This is a genomic window from Thermobifida halotolerans, assembly GCF_003574835.2.
In the GTDB taxonomy this organism is placed as follows: Bacteria; Actinomycetota; Actinomycetes; order Streptosporangiales; family Streptosporangiaceae; genus Thermobifida; species Thermobifida halotolerans.
Genome location: NZ_CP063196.1, coordinates 1565629 through 1586387, shown reverse-complemented (window position 1 = coordinate 1586387; position 20759 = coordinate 1565629). Strand labels below are relative to the sequence as shown.

General features: G+C 73.6%; 18 protein-coding genes. 14 read left to right on the top strand and 4 right to left on the bottom strand.

The window, feature by feature from the left end:
- Window positions 1–59: 59 nt before the first annotated feature.
- On the bottom strand, window positions 60–749 hold the full coding sequence (locus NI17_RS07070; RefSeq protein ID WP_068693437.1) for a metal-dependent transcriptional regulator: 690 nt from the start codon (window positions 747–749) through the stop codon (window positions 60–62).
- Window positions 750–1168: 419 nt separating this feature from the next.
- On the opposite strand from NI17_RS07070, the gene NI17_RS07065 reads away from it, so the two are divergent.
- Window positions 1169–2473 (top strand): lytic polysaccharide monooxygenase, encoded by a 1305-nt coding sequence (locus NI17_RS07065; protein WP_084012808.1) that lies wholly within the window; start codon window positions 1169–1171, stop codon window positions 2471–2473.
- A gap of 51 nt (window positions 2474–2524) precedes the next feature.
- Here NI17_RS07065 and NI17_RS07060 read toward each other — a convergent pair whose 3' ends face one another.
- Window positions 2525–4699, bottom strand: coding sequence for a chorismate-binding protein (locus NI17_RS07060; RefSeq protein ID WP_119267681.1), 2175 nt, complete (start codon window positions 4697–4699; stop codon window positions 2525–2527).
- A 117-nt stretch (window positions 4700–4816) separates the two neighbouring features.
- Between NI17_RS07060 and NI17_RS07055 the strand changes: the two genes are divergently transcribed.
- From NI17_RS07055 to NI17_RS07010, 10 genes are all read left to right on the top strand, one after another.
- Window positions 4817–5392 (top strand): Uma2 family endonuclease, encoded by a 576-nt coding sequence (locus tag NI17_RS07055; protein WP_068693441.1) that lies wholly within the window; start codon window positions 4817–4819, stop codon window positions 5390–5392.
- 417 nt (window positions 5393–5809) lie between these two features.
- Window positions 5810–6160 carry an NADH-quinone oxidoreductase subunit A gene (locus NI17_RS07050; protein ID WP_068693443.1) on the top strand — a complete coding sequence of 117 codons (351 nt, stop codon included), beginning with the start codon at window positions 5810–5812 and terminating at the stop codon, window positions 6158–6160.
- On the top strand, window positions 6151–7425 hold the full coding sequence (locus NI17_RS07045) for a hypothetical protein (protein WP_243597649.1): 1275 nt from the start codon (window positions 6151–6153) through the stop codon (window positions 7423–7425). Before NI17_RS07050 ends, NI17_RS07045 begins: the two co-directional genes overlap by 10 nt.
- Window positions 7418–8347 carry a complex I subunit 1 family protein gene (locus tag NI17_RS07040; protein WP_068693445.1) on the top strand — a complete coding sequence of 310 codons (930 nt, stop codon included), beginning with the start codon at window positions 7418–7420 and terminating at the stop codon, window positions 8345–8347. Before NI17_RS07045 ends, NI17_RS07040 begins: the two co-directional genes overlap by 8 nt.
- A 6-nt stretch (window positions 8348–8353) precedes the next feature.
- On the top strand, window positions 8354–8920 hold the full coding sequence (locus tag NI17_RS07035) for an NADH-quinone oxidoreductase subunit J (RefSeq protein ID WP_068693453.1): 567 nt from the start codon (window positions 8354–8356) through the stop codon (window positions 8918–8920).
- A complete protein-coding gene (nuoK, locus tag NI17_RS07030) occupies window positions 8917–9222 on the top strand; it encodes an NADH-quinone oxidoreductase subunit NuoK (protein WP_068693454.1) in 306 nt (101 codons plus the stop codon). Before NI17_RS07035 ends, nuoK begins: the two co-directional genes overlap by 4 nt.
- A gap of 10 nt (window positions 9223–9232) precedes the next feature.
- Window positions 9233–11095, top strand: coding sequence for a proton-conducting transporter transmembrane domain-containing protein (locus tag NI17_RS07025; protein ID WP_243597648.1), 1863 nt, complete (start codon window positions 9233–9235; stop codon window positions 11093–11095).
- Between the two features lie 3 nt (window positions 11096–11098).
- Window positions 11099–12613 (top strand): complex I subunit 4 family protein, encoded by a 1515-nt coding sequence (locus NI17_RS07020; RefSeq protein WP_243597647.1) that lies wholly within the window; start codon window positions 11099–11101, stop codon window positions 12611–12613.
- A gap of 5 nt (window positions 12614–12618) precedes the next feature.
- A complete protein-coding gene (locus tag NI17_RS07015; RefSeq protein WP_119267507.1) occupies window positions 12619–14034 on the top strand; it encodes an NADH-quinone oxidoreductase subunit N in 1416 nt (471 codons plus the stop codon).
- Window positions 14035–14352: 318 nt separating this feature from the next.
- Window positions 14353–16476 (top strand): HelD family protein, encoded by a 2124-nt coding sequence (locus tag NI17_RS07010; protein WP_068693457.1) that lies wholly within the window; start codon window positions 14353–14355, stop codon window positions 16474–16476.
- A 99-nt stretch (window positions 16477–16575) separates the two neighbouring features.
- Here NI17_RS07010 and NI17_RS07005 read toward each other — a convergent pair whose 3' ends face one another.
- Window positions 16576–16857 (bottom strand): hypothetical protein, encoded by a 282-nt coding sequence (locus NI17_RS07005; RefSeq protein ID WP_068693464.1) that lies wholly within the window; start codon window positions 16855–16857, stop codon window positions 16576–16578.
- A 286-nt stretch (window positions 16858–17143) separates the two neighbouring features.
- Between NI17_RS07005 and NI17_RS07000 the strand changes: the two genes are divergently transcribed.
- A complete protein-coding gene (locus NI17_RS07000) occupies window positions 17144–17548 on the top strand; it encodes a MerR family transcriptional regulator (RefSeq protein WP_068693466.1) in 405 nt (134 codons plus the stop codon).
- Window positions 17549–17568: 20 nt separating this feature from the next.
- The gene (locus NI17_RS06995; protein WP_243597646.1) at window positions 17569–19200 is read left to right on the top strand and encodes a peptide chain release factor 3; all 1632 of its coding nucleotides are present in this window, start codon (window positions 17569–17571) and stop codon (window positions 19198–19200) included.
- 224 nt (window positions 19201–19424) lie between these two features.
- Here the strand turns inward: NI17_RS06995 and NI17_RS06990 are convergent, their stop codons facing one another.
- On the bottom strand, window positions 19425–19799 hold the full coding sequence (locus NI17_RS06990) for a hypothetical protein (RefSeq protein WP_068692930.1): 375 nt from the start codon (window positions 19797–19799) through the stop codon (window positions 19425–19427).
- A 319-nt stretch (window positions 19800–20118) separates the two neighbouring features.
- Between NI17_RS06990 and NI17_RS24530 the strand changes: the two genes are divergently transcribed.
- A complete protein-coding gene (locus NI17_RS24530) occupies window positions 20119–20295 on the top strand; it encodes a hypothetical protein (RefSeq protein WP_157129773.1) in 177 nt (58 codons plus the stop codon).
- Window positions 20296–20759: the final 464 nt, after the last annotated feature.

Here is a 20759-nt window from a genome sequence, read left to right as displayed (position 1 = left end):
CCGCAGCGCCCCGGCAATCCTCGTCGGGGCTGATTCGGCGGAAGAACGTGCGCGCGGCGTCAGTGGTCGGTCGCGATCCACAGGGCCTCGGCCACGCCGAGGCCGATGGACTGCTCCTGCTGGTCGCTCTCCGATCCCAGGCGCACCACGAGGGGACCACCGAAGGGCTGGCGCTCGACGAGTTCGACCCGCATGCCGATACCGATCCGCTGGCTGGCCAGGTAGCGCAGCAGGGCCGGGTCGGAGTCGTTGACGCGCACGATGACGCCGCCGCTGCCGGGTTCCAGTTGGGCCAGCAGGCGGGTCTCGCGGGCGGCGATCCGGCCGTCTCGGGTGGGGATGGGGTCGCCGTGCGGGTCGGCGGTGGGGTGCCCCAGGCGTTCGGCGACCCGGTCCACGAAACGGTCGGAGACGACGTGTTCGAGGATCTCGGCCTCGTCGTGGACCTCGTCCCAGGAGTATCCGAGCGCCTCGACCAGGTACAGCTCGATCAGGCGGTGGCGGCGCAGCACGGCCAGGGCGACCTTGTCGCCGGTGGGGGTCAGCCGCACGTCGCCGTAGCGCTGGTGGTCGACCAGTCCCAGTTCGCAGAGTTTGCGCAGCATGCCCGACACCGAGGAGTTGGAGACCGACAGCCGCTCGGCGATCCCCGAGATGGTGACCGGGCCGGTTCCGCGCTCCTGGAGGTCGTAGATGACCTTGACGTAGTCCTCGACCGACGTGGACGGCCGATTCGCAACAGTCGCCATGGGGCCACGCTATCGCTTCGGCGCCGAGAAGTCCGATGCTTGCCGAAGTCCGGCGCCCCGGACCGCCCCTCTGACCCGCTGAACCGGTTTGGTTAATTTTTCCACCACCGCTCCCCGCACTCCCCCTCCTGTGATCTGCGGCTTTCGGGCCACCCGAAACCCTCCCCGATCTTCCGTTGTGTCATTTGTGGGTAACCGTCTGTTGACATCGCCCGTGATCCGTATCACGATTCTGGTATCAACCCCTCTGGGAGCGCTCCCACTTCCTTTCCGCATCCATCCCCATCCCGGGAGCGCTCTCAGCGGAGGAGACGATTCCGGACCGTCCCGTGACGCCCGGATCCGGCCGTCGCGGCCACCCCCCACAGGTCGCGACGGCCCCCAAGCCGTAACGTCTCTCAAGGAGTTTCACGGTGAGAATGAGAAGCCGGCTCGCCGCTCTCGGCGCGCTCGCTGGCTTGGCCGCCACGCTCGCCGCCGTCGTCCCGGCCGAGGAGGCCTACGCGCACGGCGGCATGACCTACCCCGCCACCCGCAGCTACGCGTGCTACGTGAACGGTATCGAGGGAGGCACCGGCGGCAACGTCGTGCCGACCAACCCCGTCTGCCAGGACGTGCTCGCGGAGAACGGCAACTACCCCTTCTACAACTGGTACGGCAACCTGATCAGCGACGCCGGGGGCCGGCACCGCGAGATCATCCCCGACGGGGAGCTGTGCGGACCCCACCCGCAGTTCAGCGGCATGAACGCGGTCAGCGAGCACTGGCCCACCACCACGCTGCAGGCCGGAAGCACCATCACCTTCCAGTACAACGCCTGGGCGCCGCACCCCGGCACCTGGTACCAGTACGTCACCAAGGACGACTGGGACCCCAACAGCCCGCTGGGCTGGGACGACCTCGAACCCGTCCCCTTCGACCAGGTGACCAACCCGCCGATGCGTGACGGCGGCCCCGAGGGCGCCGAGTACTACTGGGAGGCCACGCTTCCCAACAAGTCCGGCCGCCACATCATCTACTCGATCTGGCAGCGCTCCGACAGCCCGGAGGCCTTCTACAACTGCTCCGACGTGGTCTTCACCGGCGGCGACCCGAACCCGGACCCCGACCCGAGCGACACCGAGGCGCCCACCGCGCCCGGCACCCCCACCGCCGGTTCGACGGACGGCACCTCCGCCCGGATCAGCTGGCCCGCCGCCAGCGACAACGTCGGCGTCACCGAGTACCGGGTGCACGACGCCGCCACCGACCAGGTGCTGGCCACCACCACCAACACCAGCGCCACCCTGACCGGGCTGAGCCCCGACACCGACTACGAGGTCTACGTCGTGGCCCGGGACGCCGCGGGCAACACCTCCAGCCCGTCGCCGACGCTGGCCTTCAACTCCGGCAGCGCACCCGCGACGTCCTGCGAGGTCGAGTACGACACGCCCAGCTCGTGGCACGGCGGCTTCACCGCGCAGGTGCGCGTCTACAACGGCGGCCACTCCCCCATCGACGGCTGGGAGCTGACGTGGGACTTCACCAACGGTGAGACCCTCACCCAGTCGTGGAGCTCGGTGGCGGAGCAGTCCGGTTCCACCGTGACGGTCACCGGCGCCTCGTGGAACAGCACCATCCCGCACCACGGCTCGGTGGAGTTCGGCTTCAACGCCGACGCCCCGAACGGCGCGGGAACCCCCGAAGGGTTCGAGCTCAACGGAAGCCCCTGCTCCGTCGCCTGACCCGGGTTCCCCTCCCTGAGAGCGCGGTGAGGGCGGGCCCCCTCCTCGCCTTCACCCCGCCTCGGCCCGTCCCGGCCCCGCGCCGGGACGGGCTCGTCCCGTCTCCAGGCCCCGCAGCGGAACGGCGGCCTTGAGCAGCATCTCGGCGTGCTCCCGCTCGGGAACCGAGTCGAGCACGACCGCCCCTCCCGCCCCCACCGTCAACTCCCCCGCACGGCTGACGGCGGAGCGGATCACCACGCTCAGATCGGCCGTGCCCGAGTACGACAGGTAGCCCAGCGCCCCCGAGTACACCCCCCGGGCGCTGGACTCCAACCGGTCCAGGATCCGCATGGTGCGCTCCTTGGGCGCCCCCGTCATCGACCCCGCCGGGAAGCACGCCCGGACCGCGTCCAGCGCCGACCGGTCGGCGCGCAGCCGCCCCCGGATCGCGGAGACCAGCTGGTGCACCGTGGCGTAGGACTCGGTGTACAGGAACGCGGGCACCTCGACGCTGCCCACCTCGCAGACCCGGCCCAGGTCGTTGCGGAGCAGGTCCACGATCATCAGGTTCTCCGCCCGCGTCTTGGGGTCGCGGCGCAACTCCTCCCGCAGCCGGGCGTCGACGTCCGGATCGCCGTGGCGCGGCGCGGTCCCCTTGATCGGTCGGCTCTCCACCGTCCCGTCGCGGCCCACCCTCAAGAAGCGCTCCGGGGAGGCGCTGTGCACGGTGGTCTCCCCCAGCCGCAGCAGCGCCGCGTAGGGGGCCGGACCGGTGCGGCGCAGCCTCCGGTAGAAGGCGGTGCCGTCGGCGGGGGCGGGCAGCCGCACCCGCGCGGTCAGGCAGATCTCGTAGCTCTCCCCCGCCGCCAGCTCGCTCAGGCACTCCTTGACGTCGACCAGGTAGTCGGCGCGGGAGCGCTCCGCCCAGCGCGCCGGGTCCGCGCCGCGCGCCGCGGGCGGCGGCGGGAGGGGCCGCAGACCGGCCAGAGCGCGTTCGGTCTCCGCCAGCCAGTCGTCGTCGCCGTCGGCGGCGACCAGGTAGGTGCGTCCCGCGACGTGGTCGACCGCCACGAAGCGGTCGCAGCGCAGCCACACCGCGTCGGGGGTGGCGGCGCGGTGCGCGGCCGCGCCGCCGCAGTCGGCCTTCAGTTCGTAGCCGAAGTAGCCGACGTAGCCGCCGGCGAAGTCGAAGGGCAGGTCGGGGCGGGCGCCGGGGGCAGGGGCGACGCGCGCGTCGAGCACGTCGAAGATCGTGCCGGGCTCGTCTCTGACCGCGCCGTCGGCCGACCGCACCCGCACCGCGCCGTCGCCCACCCGGTAGGTGAGCACCTCGCCGCGCGGGCCGTCGGCACAGCCCAGGAACGAGAACCGCGCGGTGCCGCCGACGCGGCTGCTGTCCAGCCAGAAGGCGTACTCGCGCTCGGCGTAGCGGGCGAGGAACACCGCCTCGGCGTCCACCTCCCGTTCCAGCACCCGGAACCGCAGCGCCCCGGGGTGCGGCCACCGCGCCTCCGAGGGGGTTTCGGCCCGCGCCTCCCGGCGTCCTTCCGGGGTGGCGGGGTCGCTTCGGGTGCTCGGGGGTCGCGGGGCGGGGGCGGGCGTCCTCGCCGCGGCCGTGCCTGCCCGGTTCTCGGACCTCCCCGGACGGCCCGCGGCGACGCGGCGGTGGCGGGCGGCCAGGCGGGCGAAGTTGGCGACGAGGACGCGGCCGTGCTCGCTGGCCACGGACTCGGGGTGGAACTGCACCCCCCATCGCGGCAGGGCGCGGTGGCGCAGCGCCATGACCACGCCGTCCTCGGCCCACGCGGTGGCCTCCAGGGTCCCGGGCAGCGGTTCGGCGACGTGCAGCGAGTGGTAGCGCACCGCGGTGAAGTCCTGCGGGACACCGGTGAACAGCTCGGAGCCGTCGTGGCGCACCCGGCTCAGATGGCCGTGCCGGGGAGCGGGGGCCGCGGTGACCACGGCTCCCTCGTGGTGGGCGAGCGCCTGGTGGCCCAGGCACACGCCCAGAACGGGCAGGTCCGGCTCGGCCAGCACCCGCACCGCCTGCTCCAGGTCGCCCGCGCGCCGCGGGGTGCCGGGACCGGGGGAGATCACCGCGGCGTCGAAGTCGGTCGGGTCCAGGCTCCGCCATCGCGCGTCGTCGTTGGCGACGACCAGTGGTTCGGCGCCGAGGGTCCGGGCGAACAGCTGGAAGAGGTTGTAGGTGTAGGAGTCGTGGTTGTCCACGATGAGCACCCGCACGCCGTGTCCCCCTTCCCGGTCGCCGCGACGTTCCAGGGTACGCTCGTCCGCGCCGAAACCCCCTCGTCGGCTACCCTGTATGACGCGCGCGTCACGAACCGATCAAGGAGGGGACCGGTGAACGCCCAGCCCATCCCCGACTGGCTGTTTCCCCCGCCCGACGGGTTCACCGCCGCCGACCTCGACCGGCTGCCCGACCTCCCCCCGCACACCGAACTGATCGACGGAAGCCTCGTCCTGGTGAGCCCGCAGACACTCTTCCACTCCCTGGTGTTGTCCCTGCTGGAGGTGGGACTGCGCCGGGCCCTCCCCCGCCACCTGCGCGTCCGGCGCGAGATGAGCGTGGTGCTGGGGCCGCGCCAGCGTCCCGAACCCGACCTGCTGGTGGTCCGCGCCGGAGACGAGAGCGACGGGCAGACCTTCTACCGCCCCGACGCGGTCGAACTCGCCGTGGAGGTCGTCTCCCCCGAATCCCAGGTGCGCGACCGCGAACGCAAACCGCAACTGTACGCGGCGGCGGGCATCCCGCACTTCTGGCGGGTGGAGAACGTCTCGGGCGGACCGACGGTCTACGTCTACCAGCTCGACCCCGCCACCGCCGCCTACGCGCTGACCGGAATCTTCCACGACCGGCTCGACGTGACCGTGCCCTTCGACATCACGATCGACCTGACCGAGATCGACCGGTTCTGAGTCCGATACCGGGAAGCCGGGCGGGCGAGGTGTTCCAGACCCCCGGGCGGCCCCGCCACGGGCTGGCGCAGGAACGGGGAGGCGCCCCGGCGCCGACCCGCCCGTGCCCCCGCCTTCCCGGCAGGCCCGCACCACAGCACCCCGGCCCCGGGACGACCCGCCCCACCACAGCCCACCAGCACCACATGCCCCCGCAGCCCCGTGGTCGGGGTGCCCCGAACCCCATCCCCGGAACGCCCCGCCGCCTCTCCCGACCTTCCGGCACCGGTTCTGGGTCCGCGTCCGGGCACGGATCCGTCACCGGGTCAGGCCGGTCCGCCACCGTGTCCGATCCGCTGCCGCGCACGGCGCATGATCCGCCCGCGTTCCGGGAAGCCGTTCTCGGTGGCTGTCCGGACACGGAGGGGAGGCGGATCGGTGGACTCCTTCTGGGTCGCGCTGCCCCTGCTCGGGGTGGCCGTCGCGGTGCCTCTCGGGCTCCACGGCGTCGCCTCCCTGGTGCGCGTGGGGCGTGAGCCGCTGGTGCGAGCCCCCTTCCTGTCGGGGATGCCGGTGCGCGAGCACGCGGTCTCGCGCCACCACGTGCGCTGGTACGCGGTGGCGATGCTCTTCCTGGCCTTCGACATGGAGATGGTCTTCATGTACCCGTGGGTCCTCGTCGTCGGCGAGATGGGGGCCGGGGCCGTGGTCGAGATGTTCCTCTTCCTCGCGGTCCTGGTCGCGGCCGTCGTCTACGCCTGGCGGGAGGGGGTCTTCCGGTGGACCTGACCGAGCGCCTGCTGCGGTGGTCCCTCCCCCGCGTCTTCTTGGTCGCCGCCGTCGGCGGGACGGAGGCCCGGCTGGCCGTGGAGCGGGTGCTGCGCGAGCGCGGCTGGCGGCGGGCGCTCACCCCGATCGACGCGGACCTGCTGGTGGTGTGCGGCTCCGGCGGTCCGGAGGCGGAGGAGGCCGTCGACCGGCTGTGGGACCAGATGCCCGGTCCGCGCGCCCGCGTACGTGTGGTCTCCGCGCACGAGGCCGCCCGCCGCCTCGACCGGGCGCGGGCCGAACTGCACGACGTCGCCGCCCAGCGCCGCGACGCGGCCTCCCGCCCCGGACCGCCGGAACCCCGCGCCCCGCGGGGAGACGAGGAGCAGCAGGGACACGGCAACCACGGGACGCACGGCGGCCACGGAACACACGACGGCCACGACGACCACGGGACACACGGCGGCCACGGAACACACGACGGCCACGACGACCACGGGACACACGGCGGCCACGACGACCACGGAACGCACGACGGGCACGGGACGCACGGCGGGGGCATGAAGATGCCCGGTGGCCTGGCGATGGCGCAGCGGGGTCCCGACCGCGACGGGCTGAAACTGGACCGGCTGCACGTCGCGCTGGGACCGGCGCTGCCCGACTGGCCGAGCGGTCTGCTGGTGCGGACGGTGCTCCAGGGCGACGTGGTGCAGCAGGCCGAGGTCTCGACCGTGGGGAAACCGGACGGTCCCCCGTTCTGGGACGCCCCCGTGCCGGACGCGGACGGGCGGCCCGACTGGACACGCACCCGCGCGGCGGCCGCTGCCGACTCGCTGCAGCGGCTGCTCGCCGTGGCCGGATGGCCCGACGCGGCCGCGGCGTTCCGACTGCTGCGCGACGACCTGCTGGCCCCGGGGCCGTGGCGGCCGCGCGCCCGCCACATCCGGTGGGTGCGGCGGGTGCGCCGCTCCCGGCTGCTGCGCTGGACGACCGACGGCACGGGACCGGCGCCCGCGCACTTTCCCGAACCCCTGCGGGGCGACGCCACGGCGCGGTGGACGCGCTGGCTCGACGACGTGGCGGCCGTGGTCCTCGCGGCGCCGTCCGCTCGGGAAGCGGCCCGGCCGCCGGGCCGGGAGCGGGCCGAGCACGCGCGCGCCGCGCTGGCGGCGCTGCCGGAACTGCTGGTCGGTCAGGAACTGGCCGGAGCGCGGCTGACCGTGGCCTCCCTGGACCCCGACCTGGAGGCGCTCGCCACCCACGAACCGGAGGCGGCCCGTGGTTGAGACCCCCGTGTGGGGCGCCGTGGCCGCCCCGTTGCTGCTCGCCGTCCTCGCCTACGGGGCGGCGGCCCTCGCGGCGCTGCTGCGCGCGCACGCCGCCGGAGCAGCGCCGACCGCGGGCCTGGCCGCCCCGGGACGCGAGGCGGCGCGGCTGCTGGTGGGGCAGCGCCGCTCGGTTCCCGGGGCCGACACGCTGCTGCGGCAGTCGGGCGTGGCGCTGGTCCCCGTGGCCGCGACCATGGCCGTGCTGGTGGTTCCGCTCGGCGGCCGGGTGGTCGGCGACCTGTCGGTCGGCGTGGTCTGGTTCAACGCCATGGAGGTGCTGATCTGGGCCGCGGTGTGGCTGGCGGGCTGGGGCGCCGACTCGGTGTGGGGGCTGCTGGGCGCCTACCGGTTCCTGGCGCTGGGGCTGGCCTACGAACTGCCGCACATGTTCGCGCTGATCACGGCGGCGGTGGGGGCCGGGTCGCTGCGGGTCGGTGACATCGTCGCCGCGCAGCAGGACGTGTGGTTCGCCGCGGTGATGCCGGTGGCGTTCGCCGTCTACCTGCTCTCGGCGCTGGCGATGGCGTTCTGGGGGCCCCTCGACCAGGCGGTGGGGCGGGACGTGGCGGGCGGTGTGGCCGCCGAGTTGTCGGGGGTGGACGCCCTGGTGCTGCGCACCGGCCGCTACCTGATGCTCGCCGCGGCCTCGGCCATGGCGGTCCCGCTGTTCCTGGGCGGCGGCGCGGGACCGCTGCTGCCGGACTGGCTGTGGTCGCTGCTCAAGACCGCGGCGGTGCTCGCGGTGCTGGTGTGGCTGGCGCACCGGCTGCCCACGGTGCGCGTGGACCGCTTCGTGGAGGTCGGCTGGGTGGTGCTGTTGCCGGTGACGCTGCTGCAGGCGCTGGCCGTGTCCGTGTTCGTGCTCCTGGAATGGGTGTGACCGCCGATGGGGGAAATGGTCGTCTTCATGGTCTGCGCGGTGGGCGCCGTGGCCGCCGGGATCGCGGTGTTCCGGGTGGACTCCATGGCCCGCGCGACGTTCGCGCTGCTGGCCTCGTTCGTGTTCACCGGGGTGGCCGTGCTGCTGCTGCTGGACCTGTCCTACCTGGGGGTCCTCATCATCCTGATGATGGTCATGGAGATGCTGGTCATGGCCGTCTTCATGATCATGTACATGATGAACCCGGCCGGGCTGACACCGATGGCCATGGTGCACAACCGGCGGGGCGCCCTGGCGGTGTCCGTCGCCGTGTTCACCGCCCTTGCCGCCGGGATCTGGCTGGTGCCCTGGCCTGAGGCCGGAGCGGCCCCACCACCGGACCCGACGGAGTCGCTGGGTGCGGCGCTGATGGGCTCGCACATGCTCGTGATGGTCGTCGTCGGCATGGTGCTGTTCGCCACGATGGTCGCCGCGGTCGTGCTGGCCACCGACCGCGGCCGCTACGACCGCTACGGCGACGACCTGCGGCGCGGCGCGGCCGACGCCCCCGTCCGTAAAGGTGTGGGCCGGTGAGCCTGGAACTGTTCCTGCTGCTGGCGGCCGCGCTGCTGGCGGTCGGCCTGTACGGGGCGCTCAGCCAGCAGGGCGTCGTCATGATCATGATGGGCCTGGAGCTGATGGTCAACGCCGTGATCGTGGCGGCCGCCGCGTTCTGGTTCCACCTGTCGGCCGACCGCCCCGACGGGCAGGTGCTCGTGCTGGTGGCGATCACCGCCATGGCGGTGGAGATGGCGGTCGGGTTCGCCGTGGCCACCGCCATCTTCCGGGCCCGCGACGTCGACATGGTCGACTCCGCCGCCGACCTGCGGGACTGAGGCGGTCGCCGTGGTACTGGGGATTCTGCTCGCACTGCCCGCACTGGCCGGGGCCGCGCTGCTGGTGTCGGGGCGCCGGGCCGACACCGTGGCCGCGCCGCTGGCCGTGGCCGTGGCGGTGCTCCTGGTCGGACTGGGCGTGGCGGCGGCGGTCACCGCGCCGACGCTCCCGGTTGCGGCGCTGCCCTCGATCGGCGTCGCCTTCGCCGTCGACGGGCTGGCGGCGGTGGGGGTGACCACGGTCACCGCGGTGTTCGCGGCCGTGGCGGTGTTCTCCGTCGGAGACCTCGGGCCGAATCAGGCGCGCGCCCGCTACCACGGCTTCCTGCTGCTGTTCGCCTCGGCCATGCTGGCCACGGTCACCGCCGTCGACCTGCTGGGGCTGCTCGTCGCGTGGGAGGTCATGGGCGCGGTCTCCTACGCGCTCATCGCCTACTGGTGGCGCGATCCCGCTCGGGGGCGTTCGGCGGCCGTCGCCTTCCTCACCACGCGCACCGCCGACCTGGGCATGTACCTGGCGGCGGGGGCGGCCCTGGCCGGTGGCGCGGCGGCCCTGGAGCTGGCGGCGCTGCCCGGCCTCGGCGGCGCGTGGCGCGACGCCGCGGTCGCCGGTCTGCTGGTCGCCGCGCTGGGCAAGTCCGCGCAACTGCCGTTCAGCTTCTGGCTGTCCCGCGCGATGGCCGGTCCCACCCCGGTCTCCGCGCTGCTGCACTCGGCGACGATGGTCGCGGCCGGAGGGTATCTGCTACTGCGCGTCCACCCCGCGCTGGCCGCCACGGGCTGGGCCGCGTCGGCCTCAGCCTGGATCGGCGTGCTCACCGCCCTGCTGATGGGCGCGGTGGCCTACGTCCAGCGCGACCTCAAGCAACTGCTGGCCGCCTCGACCTGCTCGCAACTGGGGTTCGTGGTGCTGGCCGCCGGAGTGGGCGCCCTCGGCGGAGGCGCGCTGCAGTTCGCCGCGCACGCGGCGGCCAAGAGCCTGCTCTTCCTCTCCGCGGGTGCCTGGCTGACCACGCTGGGCACCCAGGATCTCCGGGAACTGCGCGGCGCGGCCCGCCGCCGTCCACTGGTCGGCGCGGTGTTCTCGGTGGGGGCGCTCGCCGTGGGCGGGCTGCCGCCGCTGGCGGTCTGGGTGGCCAAGGACGAGGTGCTGGCAGCCGCCCTGGCGGCGTCGGGGGCGCTCTACGCCGCCGGCCTGGCCGCCTCGGCGGTCAGCGCCGCCTACGCCGCCAGGGCTCTGGTGGCCGTGTGGTCGGCCCCGGCCCCCCGCTCGGAGGCGGGCCGGGTGCCCGCCTCCGAGCGGATTCCGCTTCCGGTGCTGGCCGCGGCGGCTGCCGGGCTCGGCGTGGTGGCGCTGCCGCCGCTGGCCGCGTGGTGGCGCGGCCTGCTGGGGCAGGAGGGCGCCGCCTCGCCGGGCGTCGGAGAGATGGTTGTCTCGGGGACGCTCGCCGTCGCGGTGCTCGTGGCGGTCGCGTGGGCGCACGGCGACCGGAGCCCCGCCCCGCTCAGGGCGGCCGCGCGGGCACGGCCGCGGTGGTCGCGGGAGTGGCTGTGGCTGGAGCGGGCCGCGCGTACCGGTGCGGTCGCGCCTGTCCTGGCGGTGTCGCGTGCGCTGGCGACGTTCGACGACCGGGTTCTCGCGGCGGGGGTCGGCTCGGGCGCCGCGGCCGGGGTGCGCCTGGCCCGGCTCGCCGGCGCGCGGATCGAGCCGCGCCTGGACGGCGCGGTGCGCGCGGTGGCCTCGGGGCTGCGCTCCGCGGGCCGGTGGGCCCGGCGGCCGCAGACCGGGCTGCTGCACCAGTACTACGTCCAGGCCGTTGCCGCCATGGCGTTCCTGGCCGTCCTGCTCGTCCTGCTCGTCCTGCTGGGGTGATCCGTGCTCTCCGTCGTGGTCTTCTTGCCGCTGGTCGCCGCCGTGGTGCTGCTCGTGCTGCCCCGACCGGGCGACCGGACGGTCGCGTGGACCTGGATCGCGGTGACGGCCGTGGACCTGGCTCTGGTCGTCGGCCTGTGGGTCGGCTACGTCCGCTCCCCCTCAGCCGCGGTCGGTACGGCCGGACCGATCGCCTACGAGACGGACCTGCGCTGGATCCCCAGCGTCGGCTCCGGCTACCACATCGGGGTGGACGGCCTGTCCCTGCCGCTGGTGGCGATGACGGCGGTCCTGTTCTGCGCCTGCGCGGTGTACTCGCTGCGGCGGACGGAGCGGGTGCGCGGTCAGGCCGCGCTGTTCCTGTTCCTGCAGACGGTGTCGCTGGGCCTGTTCGTCGCGCTCGACCTGATCCTGTTCTTCGTCTTCTTCGACCTGTCGATCGTCGGCATGTACTTCGTCATCGCCGGATGGGGCCACGGCCCCGCCGCGCGCTCGGCGCTGCAGTTCTTCCTGTACACGTTCGTCGGGTCGCTGGCGCTGCTGCTGGGCTTCATCGGCCTGTACCTGGCCGCCGACCCGCGCACCTTCGACATGGTGGAGCTGGCCCGCCAGACCCCGCTGGACGGCCGGGGCCCGGCCGGGGGCCTGGTGCTGCTGGCCGTGGCCCTCGGTCTGGCGGTCAAGACCCCCCTGGTGCCGTTCCACACCTGGCTGCCGCCCGCCCACACCGACGCGCCCGCGGCCGGTTCGGCGATCCTGGCCGGGGTGCTGCTGAAGATGGGCACCTACGGCTTCGTCCGCATCGCCATGCCGGTCCTGCCCGAGGCGTGGCGCGCCCACGCCTCGGTGTTCGTGGCCCTGGGAGTGGTCTCGGTGCTGTACGGAGCACTGGTCGCGCTGGCCCAGACCGACTTCAAGCGGATGGTCGCCTACACCTCCGTCAACCACATGGGCTACATCCTGCTGGGACTGGGCGCGGCCGGGCTGGCCACCGGGGCCGAGGCGGACGCGGCCGCGGTGGCGGTCACCGGCGCGGTGACGCAGATGGTCAGCCACGGCCTGCTCACCGGTGCCCTGTTCCTGCTCTCCGGGGTCCTGTACGCGCGGGCCGGAACCTACGACATGGCCTCCTACGGAGGTCTGGCCGCCCCGGCGCCCCGGTTCGCGGCGCTGACGGCCGTGGCCGCGTTCGGCGCGCTCGGTCTGCCCGGGCTCTCCGGATTCATCGCCGAGTTCCAGATCTTCACCGGCAGTCTGGGACCGGCGCCGGTGCCCACCGCACTGGCCCTGGTCGGCATCCTGCTCACCGCGGCGCTGTTCCTGCGGGCGCTGCAACGGCTGTTCCTCGGCGCGGAGCGGACCCCGGACAACACCCGCGTCACCGACCTGCGTGCCTTCGAGGCGGTGCCGATCGCGGCGCTGACGGCACTGTCGGTGGCCGTCGGCCTGCTGCCGTGGTTCCTGCTGGACGTCATCGACCCGGCCGCGCGGGCGGTCGCGGCGGTGGTGGTCCGGTGAGCGGCATGGGAGGAGTCGACCCGGTCGCGCTCGTGCCGGAGGCCGCCGTGGCGGTGGCGGCCGTCACCGGACTGCTGCTGGGCGGCTGGCTGCCCCGCCACCGCCAGTGGATCGTGCGGCTGCTCGCCCTCTCCGCACTGGCCGTCGCCCTGGCCGCCACGATCGTCCTCGCGGGCCGACCCCCGCAGGCCACGGCCTCGGGGACCTACGTGCTGGACGTGCTGCTGCACGCCGTGCGCGCCGTCGTGCTGGCCGGGACCGCGCTGGTCGTCCTGCTGTCGGCCGACCGGGTGGCGGGCCACCGCCGGGAGACGGAGTACCACGTGCTGCTGCTCCTCGGCGCGCTCGGCACGATCGTTGTCGCGGGGGCGGGCGACCTGCTGGTGCTGGCCGTCGGCTACCTGCTCGCCAGCATCCCGCTGTACGCCCTCGCCGGGTTCGGCAAGGACGCCCGAGGCACCGAGGCGGCCCTGAAGTACTACCTGATGGGCGCGCTCTTCACCGTCGTGCTGCTGGTGGGCGCCGCCCTCCTGCTGGGCGCCGGGGGCGCCACCGGCTACACCGAGCTGGCGCGGCGCCTGCCCGACGCGTCCGGAGCCCTCGTCGCCGTCGGCGCGGTCGCGGTCGCCGGTGGGCTGCTGTTCAAGGCCGGGGGCGTGCCCGCGCACTTCTGGGTTCCCGACGTCACCGAGGGCGCGTCGGCGCCGGTGGCCGCGTTCGTCACCACCGTGCCCAAGGTCGGCGCGCTGGCGGCGCTGTTCCGGCTGGGCGGGCAGGTGCTGGCGGGGGTGGAGGTGGACTGGCCGCCGCTGGTCGCGCTGGTGGCCGCGGCCACGATGAGCCTGGGCAACCTCGCGGCCTTCTTCCAGGACAACGCGCGCCGCCTGCTCGCCTACTCCACCGTCGGCCAGGTCGGTTACCTGCTCACGGCGGTCGCGGCGGTCGGGACCGGGCTCGCGCTGCCGGGCCTGCTGTTCTACCTCGCCGCCTACACGGTCACCAACCTCGGGGCCTTCGCCGTCGTGTGCGCCCTGCCCGAAGCGCGCGACCTCGGCGACTTCACAGGGCTGTTCCGCCGCCGCCCGTGGCTGTCCCTCGGTCTCGTCGTCTGCCTGCTGGGCCTGGTGGGTACGCCGCCGACGGCGGTGTTCGTGGGCAAGCTCACCGTCTTCACCGCCGCCTTCGACGCGGGTCTGGTCTGGCTCGTGGTGGTGGCGCTCGCCAACACCGTCGCCAGCCTCTTCTACTACCTGCGGTGGGTTCTCCCGCTGTTTCGGCGGGTCCCGTCCGACGACGGCCGCGGACCGGCGGCAGGCGCCGGACCGCAGGGGCGTGGCGCCGCCGCGGTGGCGGTCGCCGCGGCGGCGCTGTCGGTGGCCCTGGGCGTCGCCGCGGGGCCGTTCCTGACCGTGCTGTCCTAGAGGCACCGGGGCGGTGGAGGGGCACGGCGACGGCTGCGGAGGCCTCCTCGGCGCTTCTGTCCCGGGCCGCCCCGGCCGGTGCGCGTCCCGGTCCGGGGCCGGTGGCACGGCCGCGTCCCACGGGCCGCGGTGGAGGAGCAGCCGTACCGGCGCGGCGAAATGTGTCTAACGTAAGGGTAGAGTTTGCGTGGCGGTAGCCCCCGGTCACGACGGCGATCCAGGCCCCGCGGGCACGCGCCGCCCCCCCGGCGCGCCGGCCGTCCGGCCCCCACCGCCCCGCAGTCCACCGCTCCGACAAGCACCGAGGTCGTCTCCACCATGTCCGAGACCGTGCCCTCTTTCGAGCTCGATCCCGAGATCCGGGCCGAACGCGCCTTCCTCTCCGAGGCGCGCGCCGCCCTGCGGCGCATGCACGAGGACGTCGTCACCACCGAGACCGTGCAGGACAGCTCCGAGGACGCCGACTACACCTTCACCAACCGGCTGCTGGTCATGGACCGCCAGCGGCGGGCCGACGCCCTGGTCGACCTGCCCGACGTCCCGCTGTTCTTCGGACGGCTCGACTACCCGCCCGGCACCGTCTACGAGAGCGGGCCCGCCGACTCGTCCTCGCCCGTGCGCGCCCCCGACGCCGACCGGGTCTACATCGGGCGGCGGCACGTGCACGACGCCGACGGCGACGCCCTGGTCATCGACTGGCGTGCGCCGGTCTCCGCCGCGTTCTACCGGGCCGGCCGCGACGACCCGCAGGGAGTACTGCTGCGCCGCCGCTACGGGTTCTCCGACTCCGCGGAGCTGACCGCCTACGAGGACGAGCCGCTGTCCGCCCCCGGGGAAGGGGAGGCGTCCGACGCGGCCGGTGCGCTGCTGACCGCGGAGATCGAACGCCCCCGTTCCGGGCCGATGCGCGACATCGTCGCCACCATCCAACCGGAGCAGGACGAACTGGTCCGCGCACCGATGCGGCCCGCGCTGTGCGTACAGGGCGCCCCGGGCACCGGCAAGACCGCCGTGGGCCTGCACCGCGTCGCCTTCCTGCTCTACACCGAACGGGACCGGCTGCGCCAGGACGGCGGCGTGGCCATCGTCGGACCGAACCGCTCCTTTCTGTCCTACATCCGCAACGTGCTGCCCGCGCTCGGCGAGGTCGGGGTGCGCCAGACCACCGTCGAGGAGCTGATCGGCCGGGTCCCCGTCTCCCGGGTCGAGGAGCCGCACGCCGCCCGGATCAAGGGCGACGCCCGCATGGCCGAGGTCGTCTTCCGGGATCTGTGGGCGCAGCCGCGGCCGCTCGAGGAGGCCCTGGTCGTCTCGAAGGGCGCGCGCAGGTGGCGCCTCTACCCCGACGAACTGGCCGAGGTCCTCACCGAACTGCGGGAGCGCGGCATCGGCTACGGGGCGGGGCCGACCCTGCTCGCCCAGCGCCTCGCCCACCTGGTGATGCAGCGGATCGAGTTCTCCGGCGAGCCCTACGAGGCGCGCACGCTCAGCGAACTGCGCCGCAACCGGGCGATCGGCGCCGCCGCCCGGAAGATGTGGCCCAAGGCCGACCCGGTCCGCCTGGTCCTGGGCCTGCTCACCGACCGCGACCGACTCGCCCGCGCCGCCGGGGGCATCCTCACCGACGAGGAGCAGGAGGCGATCCTGCTGCCCGGGCGGCCGCGCGGTCCGAAGTCGGCGCGCTGGTCCGTCGAGGACCTGGCGCTCATCGACGAGGCCGCCGCCCTGATCGAGCGGCCGTCGACGCTGGGCCACATCGTCGTCGACGAGGCCCAGGACCTCAGCCCGATGCAGTGCCGGGCCCTCGGACGCCGCTGCGCCCGGGGGTCGCTCACCGTGCTCGGCGACATCGCCCAGGGCACCAGCCCGGCGGCGGTCGACGACTGGTCGACCCTGCTGGCCCACCTCGGCCAGCCCGACGCCCGCCTGGCGGTCCTCGACCGCGGGTTCCGAGTCCCGGCGCAGATCATCGACTACGCCGCGCGGCTGCTCCCAAAGATCGCTCCCGGCCTGGGAGCGCCCACCGGAGTGCGGCAGGCCCCCGGAGCGCTGCGGGTCACCGAGGCCGCCGGGAGCGACTACTTCGACGCGCTCGTGTCGGCCTGCCGGGAGGCGCTCGGGGGCGACGGTTCCGTCGGCCTCGTCGCAGCCGACTCCGACGTTCCCGCCATCCGTGAGCGGCTGTCCGCCGAGGGGCTGGAGCCCGCGCTGCTCGGTGCGGACGAGGACGCGCTGGAGTCCGCCCGGCTGGTGTGCGTGCCCGCCACCCTCGCCAAGGGACTGGAGTTCGACTCGGTCGTCGTCGCCGAACCGGCCCGGATCGTCACCGCCGAACCGCGCGGCCTCAACCGTCTCTACGTGGCCCTGACCCGTGCGGTGAGCGGTCTGCACATCGTCCACGCCGAACCGCTGCCCGCCTCCCTGCGCGGACTCCGTCCCTGAGGCGGCGGGGCCGCGCGGCGGCGTCCGCCGCGAAGCGGCGCGGGCCGGCCACCGGTTCCACAGCGCTCCGGACCCCTGAGGGGCGGGGCTTTTCGTCCGTCAGCCGACCTGGCCGGAGGGGTTCGGGGGAGCGGAGTCCCGCCAGGGCCGGTGGCCGGTCCGCGAGACGGAGAGGCGCTCCTCCATCCAGACCCAGCTCCCGTTGTTCTCGACGAACCGGCGTTGCAGCCGTTCGACGTCGTCGAGCCGGTAGTCGACGACGGGGCGCCAGGCCCCGGCGGCCCGGTCCTCCAGGTAGAGGGTGGTGGCGTCGGTGCGGATCCGCAGGGCCCGGTGGGTGACCGTGGAACCGTCGCGGAGCCGGAGGCGGTAGGTCGCCATGGTTCTTTCCCTTCGAGGTCGCCGTTGCCTGGGGAAGGCGGCTGTCCCGAACCGGTGGCGTACCGTGCGGGGCCCCGGGCGCCGAGCCGGAGGGCGCGCCACCCCTCCCGGAGTCTACCCTTACGTAAGAGTAGAGAGGCCGGACTGCGGCGGGGATGCCCGACCGATCTGTGGCAGGCTCTCCTACCAGTCCGGGTCGGCTACGCGTCAGTCGGCGGTACTTCGGCGACCGGATCGCGGAAAGTCGTCCATAACGTTAGGGTAGATTTGTTGAGGAGGTGGTCCGATGCACAGGGACCACATGCAGATCGGCGAGGTGGCCGAACGCACGGGCCTGTCGCTGCGGACGATCCGCTACTACGGCGAGGTGGGCCTGGTCGAGCCGTCCGCGCGCTCCAAGGGGGGCTTCCGCCTCTACACCGAGTCCGACGTGGAACGACTCCTGCTGATCAAGCGGATGAAACCGCTGGAGTTCAGCCTGGAGGAGACCCGCGACCTGCTGGACGTCATCGACCGACTCGAATCCGGTGCGGCCGACGAACGCGAGCGCGCCGCACTGACCGCCCGACTCGATCTGTTCGAGGAGGCGATCGAGGCACGCTGCACCGCACTGCGCGAACAACTGGCCATGGCGGAGGAGTTCGGCGATCGGCTGCGCGCGCAACGGAACAAGATCGGCACCCGCCCCTGAGCGAGGAAGAGGAGCAGTCGTTGAGCGCACCAGCGGACACGTCCGGGCACCGGGTGACAGCCGAGATCCGGAACGAGGCGGGGCGGCGGCGTACGTTCGCGGTGATCTCGCATCCGGACGCGGGCAAGTCGACGTTGACCGAGGCCCTGGCCCTGCACGCGGCGGCGATCACCTCGGCCGGAGCCGTGCACGGCAAGGGCGACCGGCGGGGCGTGACCTCGGACTGGATGGACATGGAACAGGCCCGCGGCATCTCCATCACCTCCGCCGCACTGCGCATCGACTACGACGACCGGGTACTCAACCTGCTGGACACCCCCGGCCACGCCGACTTCTCCGAGGACACCTACCGGGTACTGGCCGCGGTGGACTGCGCGGTGATGCTGCTGGACTCGGCCAAGGGCCTGGAACCCCAGACCCTGAAACTGTTCGACGTGGCCCGCAACCGCAACATCCCGGTCATCACGTTCGTCAACAAATGGGACCGGCCCGGCCGCGAACCCCTGGAACTGCTCGACGAGATCGAGCAGCGCATCGGACTGCGCCCCACCCCCCTGAACTGGCCGGTGGGCATCGCCGGAGACTTCCGCGGCCTGATCGACCGCACCCGCGACAACACCTACACCCGACTGCACCGCACCCCCGGCGGCGCCACCCGCGCCCTGGAGCAGACCCTCGACCACGCCGCGGCCGCCGAACTGGAAGGCCCCGCCTGGCACCAGGCCACCGAGGAACTCGACCTGCTGGACGAGATCGGCGCCGACTTCGACGAGGCGTCGTTCCTGGCGGGCAGGTCCTCGCCCGTGCTGTTCGGCGCCGCCCTGCCCAACTTCGGGGTGTCCCACCTGCTGCGCACCCTCATCGACCTGGCCCCCGCGCCCTCGGCGCGCACCGACACCACCGGCGCGCCCCGCCCGGTGGAGGCGCCGTTCGCCGGATTCGTGTTCAAGATGCAGGCCAACATGGACAAGCAGCACCGCGACCGGATGGCGTTCGTACGCGTCTGCTCCGGCCGCTTCGACCGGGGCATGGTCCTCACCCACGCCGCCACGGGCCGCCCGTTCGCCACCAAGTACACCCAGGCGGTGTTCGGCAGCGAGCGCCACACGGTGGACACCGCCTACCCCGGAGACGTGATCGCGCTGGTCAACGCCCAATCCCTGCGGGTGGGCGACACCCTCTACGACGGGCCGAAGGTGGAGTTTCCCCCCATTCCCAGCTTCGCGCCCGAACACTTCGCGGTGGCCCGCGCCCTGGACTCGGGCCGCTACAAGCAGTTCCGCCGCGGCATCGCCCAACTCGACTCCGAAGGCGTGGTCCAGGTGCTGGTCTCCGACGTGCGCGGCGAACAGGCCCCGGTACTGGCCGCGGTCGGCCCACTGCAGTTCGACGTGGTACGCCACCGCATGGAACACGAGTTCCGCGCCCCGGTGGAACTGGCACACCTGGACTACGGCCTGGCCCGACGCACCGACCCCGACTCCGCCCCCGTCCTGCACGGCCTGTCGGGCGCGGAGGTCCTGACCCGCCGCTCCGACAACGCGCTGCTGGTCCTGGTCCACAACAAGTGGCGCCTCAAGGTCATCCAACGCGACCACCCCACCCTGCTCATGGAACCCCTCCTCGCCGGAGGCATCGAAGAACAGAACTGAACGCTCCTCGGCGGTTCCCGCGGGGCCCGCCGTTCATGTCTACCCTCACGGGAGAGTAGAGTTTCCGGACGGGAGTCCAGCACCGCTTCCGACGCGTACTCGCTGGTTTTTCCCTCGCGGCGGCGCGGACGTCTCCCCTTTGTCGACGTCCGTGCCGCCGCAGCCACGTTCCTCCGCGCGCGGACACGCGGAACCCGTTCTCCGCGTGCCGCGCCCGCCCGGGGTCACCGGGGCAGGATGAGGGACTCCGACGCCGCGCCGCCGTCGCCGTCCTCGCGCCTGTGGACGGCGGCGGGCTCGTAGCGGCCGGGGACCGGCTTGTGCTGGTTGGCGCGTTCGAGCATCTCGGCGTCGCACACGGCGCACAGCGGGACGTGGTGCAGGCCCACGATGGACAACTGCGTCCCCCGGGAGTACTGGGTGAGGGCCTGGGCCCGCATGTGGATGTCCTGACCACCGCAGGTGGCACACGAGTAGGGGGTGTCGCGCGGCCACCGCGCCCCGCACCTGTCGCAGGACACCTCGATGCCCTCGTCGGTGCGCCGCCCGGTGAGCTCCTCGGTCTCCCCGCACTCGGGGCAGGTCAGCTGTCGGGGCATGAGCCCTCTCCTTCCCGTTCGGGCGCTTCCTCCGTCCGGCGGGCGATCCGCCGGACATGAACGGAGAACAAACCATCTCTAACGTTAGAGTAGGTTCCCGGAGAGGGCGGCCCCGGGGAGGAGCGGAGAGACCCGGGACGCTCCGGCGGGCACGCGGGGGAGGCCGTCTGCTCCCGGCGGGGCCCCGGTCCTGGGCTGGCAGGGACTCACTCCGGCCCAAGCCGCCGCCGACTTCCTGCCGCAGGCCCTCGCGGGGCTGGCCGCCTCCCTGCTGTTCGGCTCGGCCACCGACCGCTTCTCCCCCAAACTGCTCGTCTGCGTGACGATGGCCGCACACGCGGGCGGCCTCGCGCCGCTGCCGCTCGTGCCGCCGGGAGTCACCGCCACCGCCTACGGAGTCACGTTGGGCGCGGCGGCCGCGGCGACACGTGCCGTGCACACCGCCGCACTCCCCCACTACCACGGGCGGCCGCGCTGGGCTCGCTGCGCGGTCTGACCCGGTCCGTCGCCGTGGGCTCCACCGTCCTGGGGCCGCTCCTGCTGTCGGCCGGATACGGGGTGTCCGGGTCCTACCAGCCCGCCGTCCTGGCGCTGGGAGCGCTGCCCGTACTCGTCGCGCTCTTCGTGCTGTCCGCCGGGGCACCTCCTGACCGCGGCCACGGACCGCTCGGGGCGGCCCGGCTGACGCCGCACGGGAACCGTCGGGCGGTCGGAGACCGGGCACCTGCCCGACGGTTTCCTTCCTCACCAGGGTCTGTGAGGACACTCTCATGCGTTCGGAGCCATCCAGACAGTGACGTAAGGGTAGGATTCCGGAGGTACCAACCGCCGGAGACCGCTTCCGGCGGTCGACGATTCCGCGGCTGCCGACCGACGCCGCTCGCGCCCGGATTCCCGAAAGGTCACCGCACGACTTCCGTCCGGCAGGACGGTCTCCACTGGAGAGGCTTTCCGCACCGA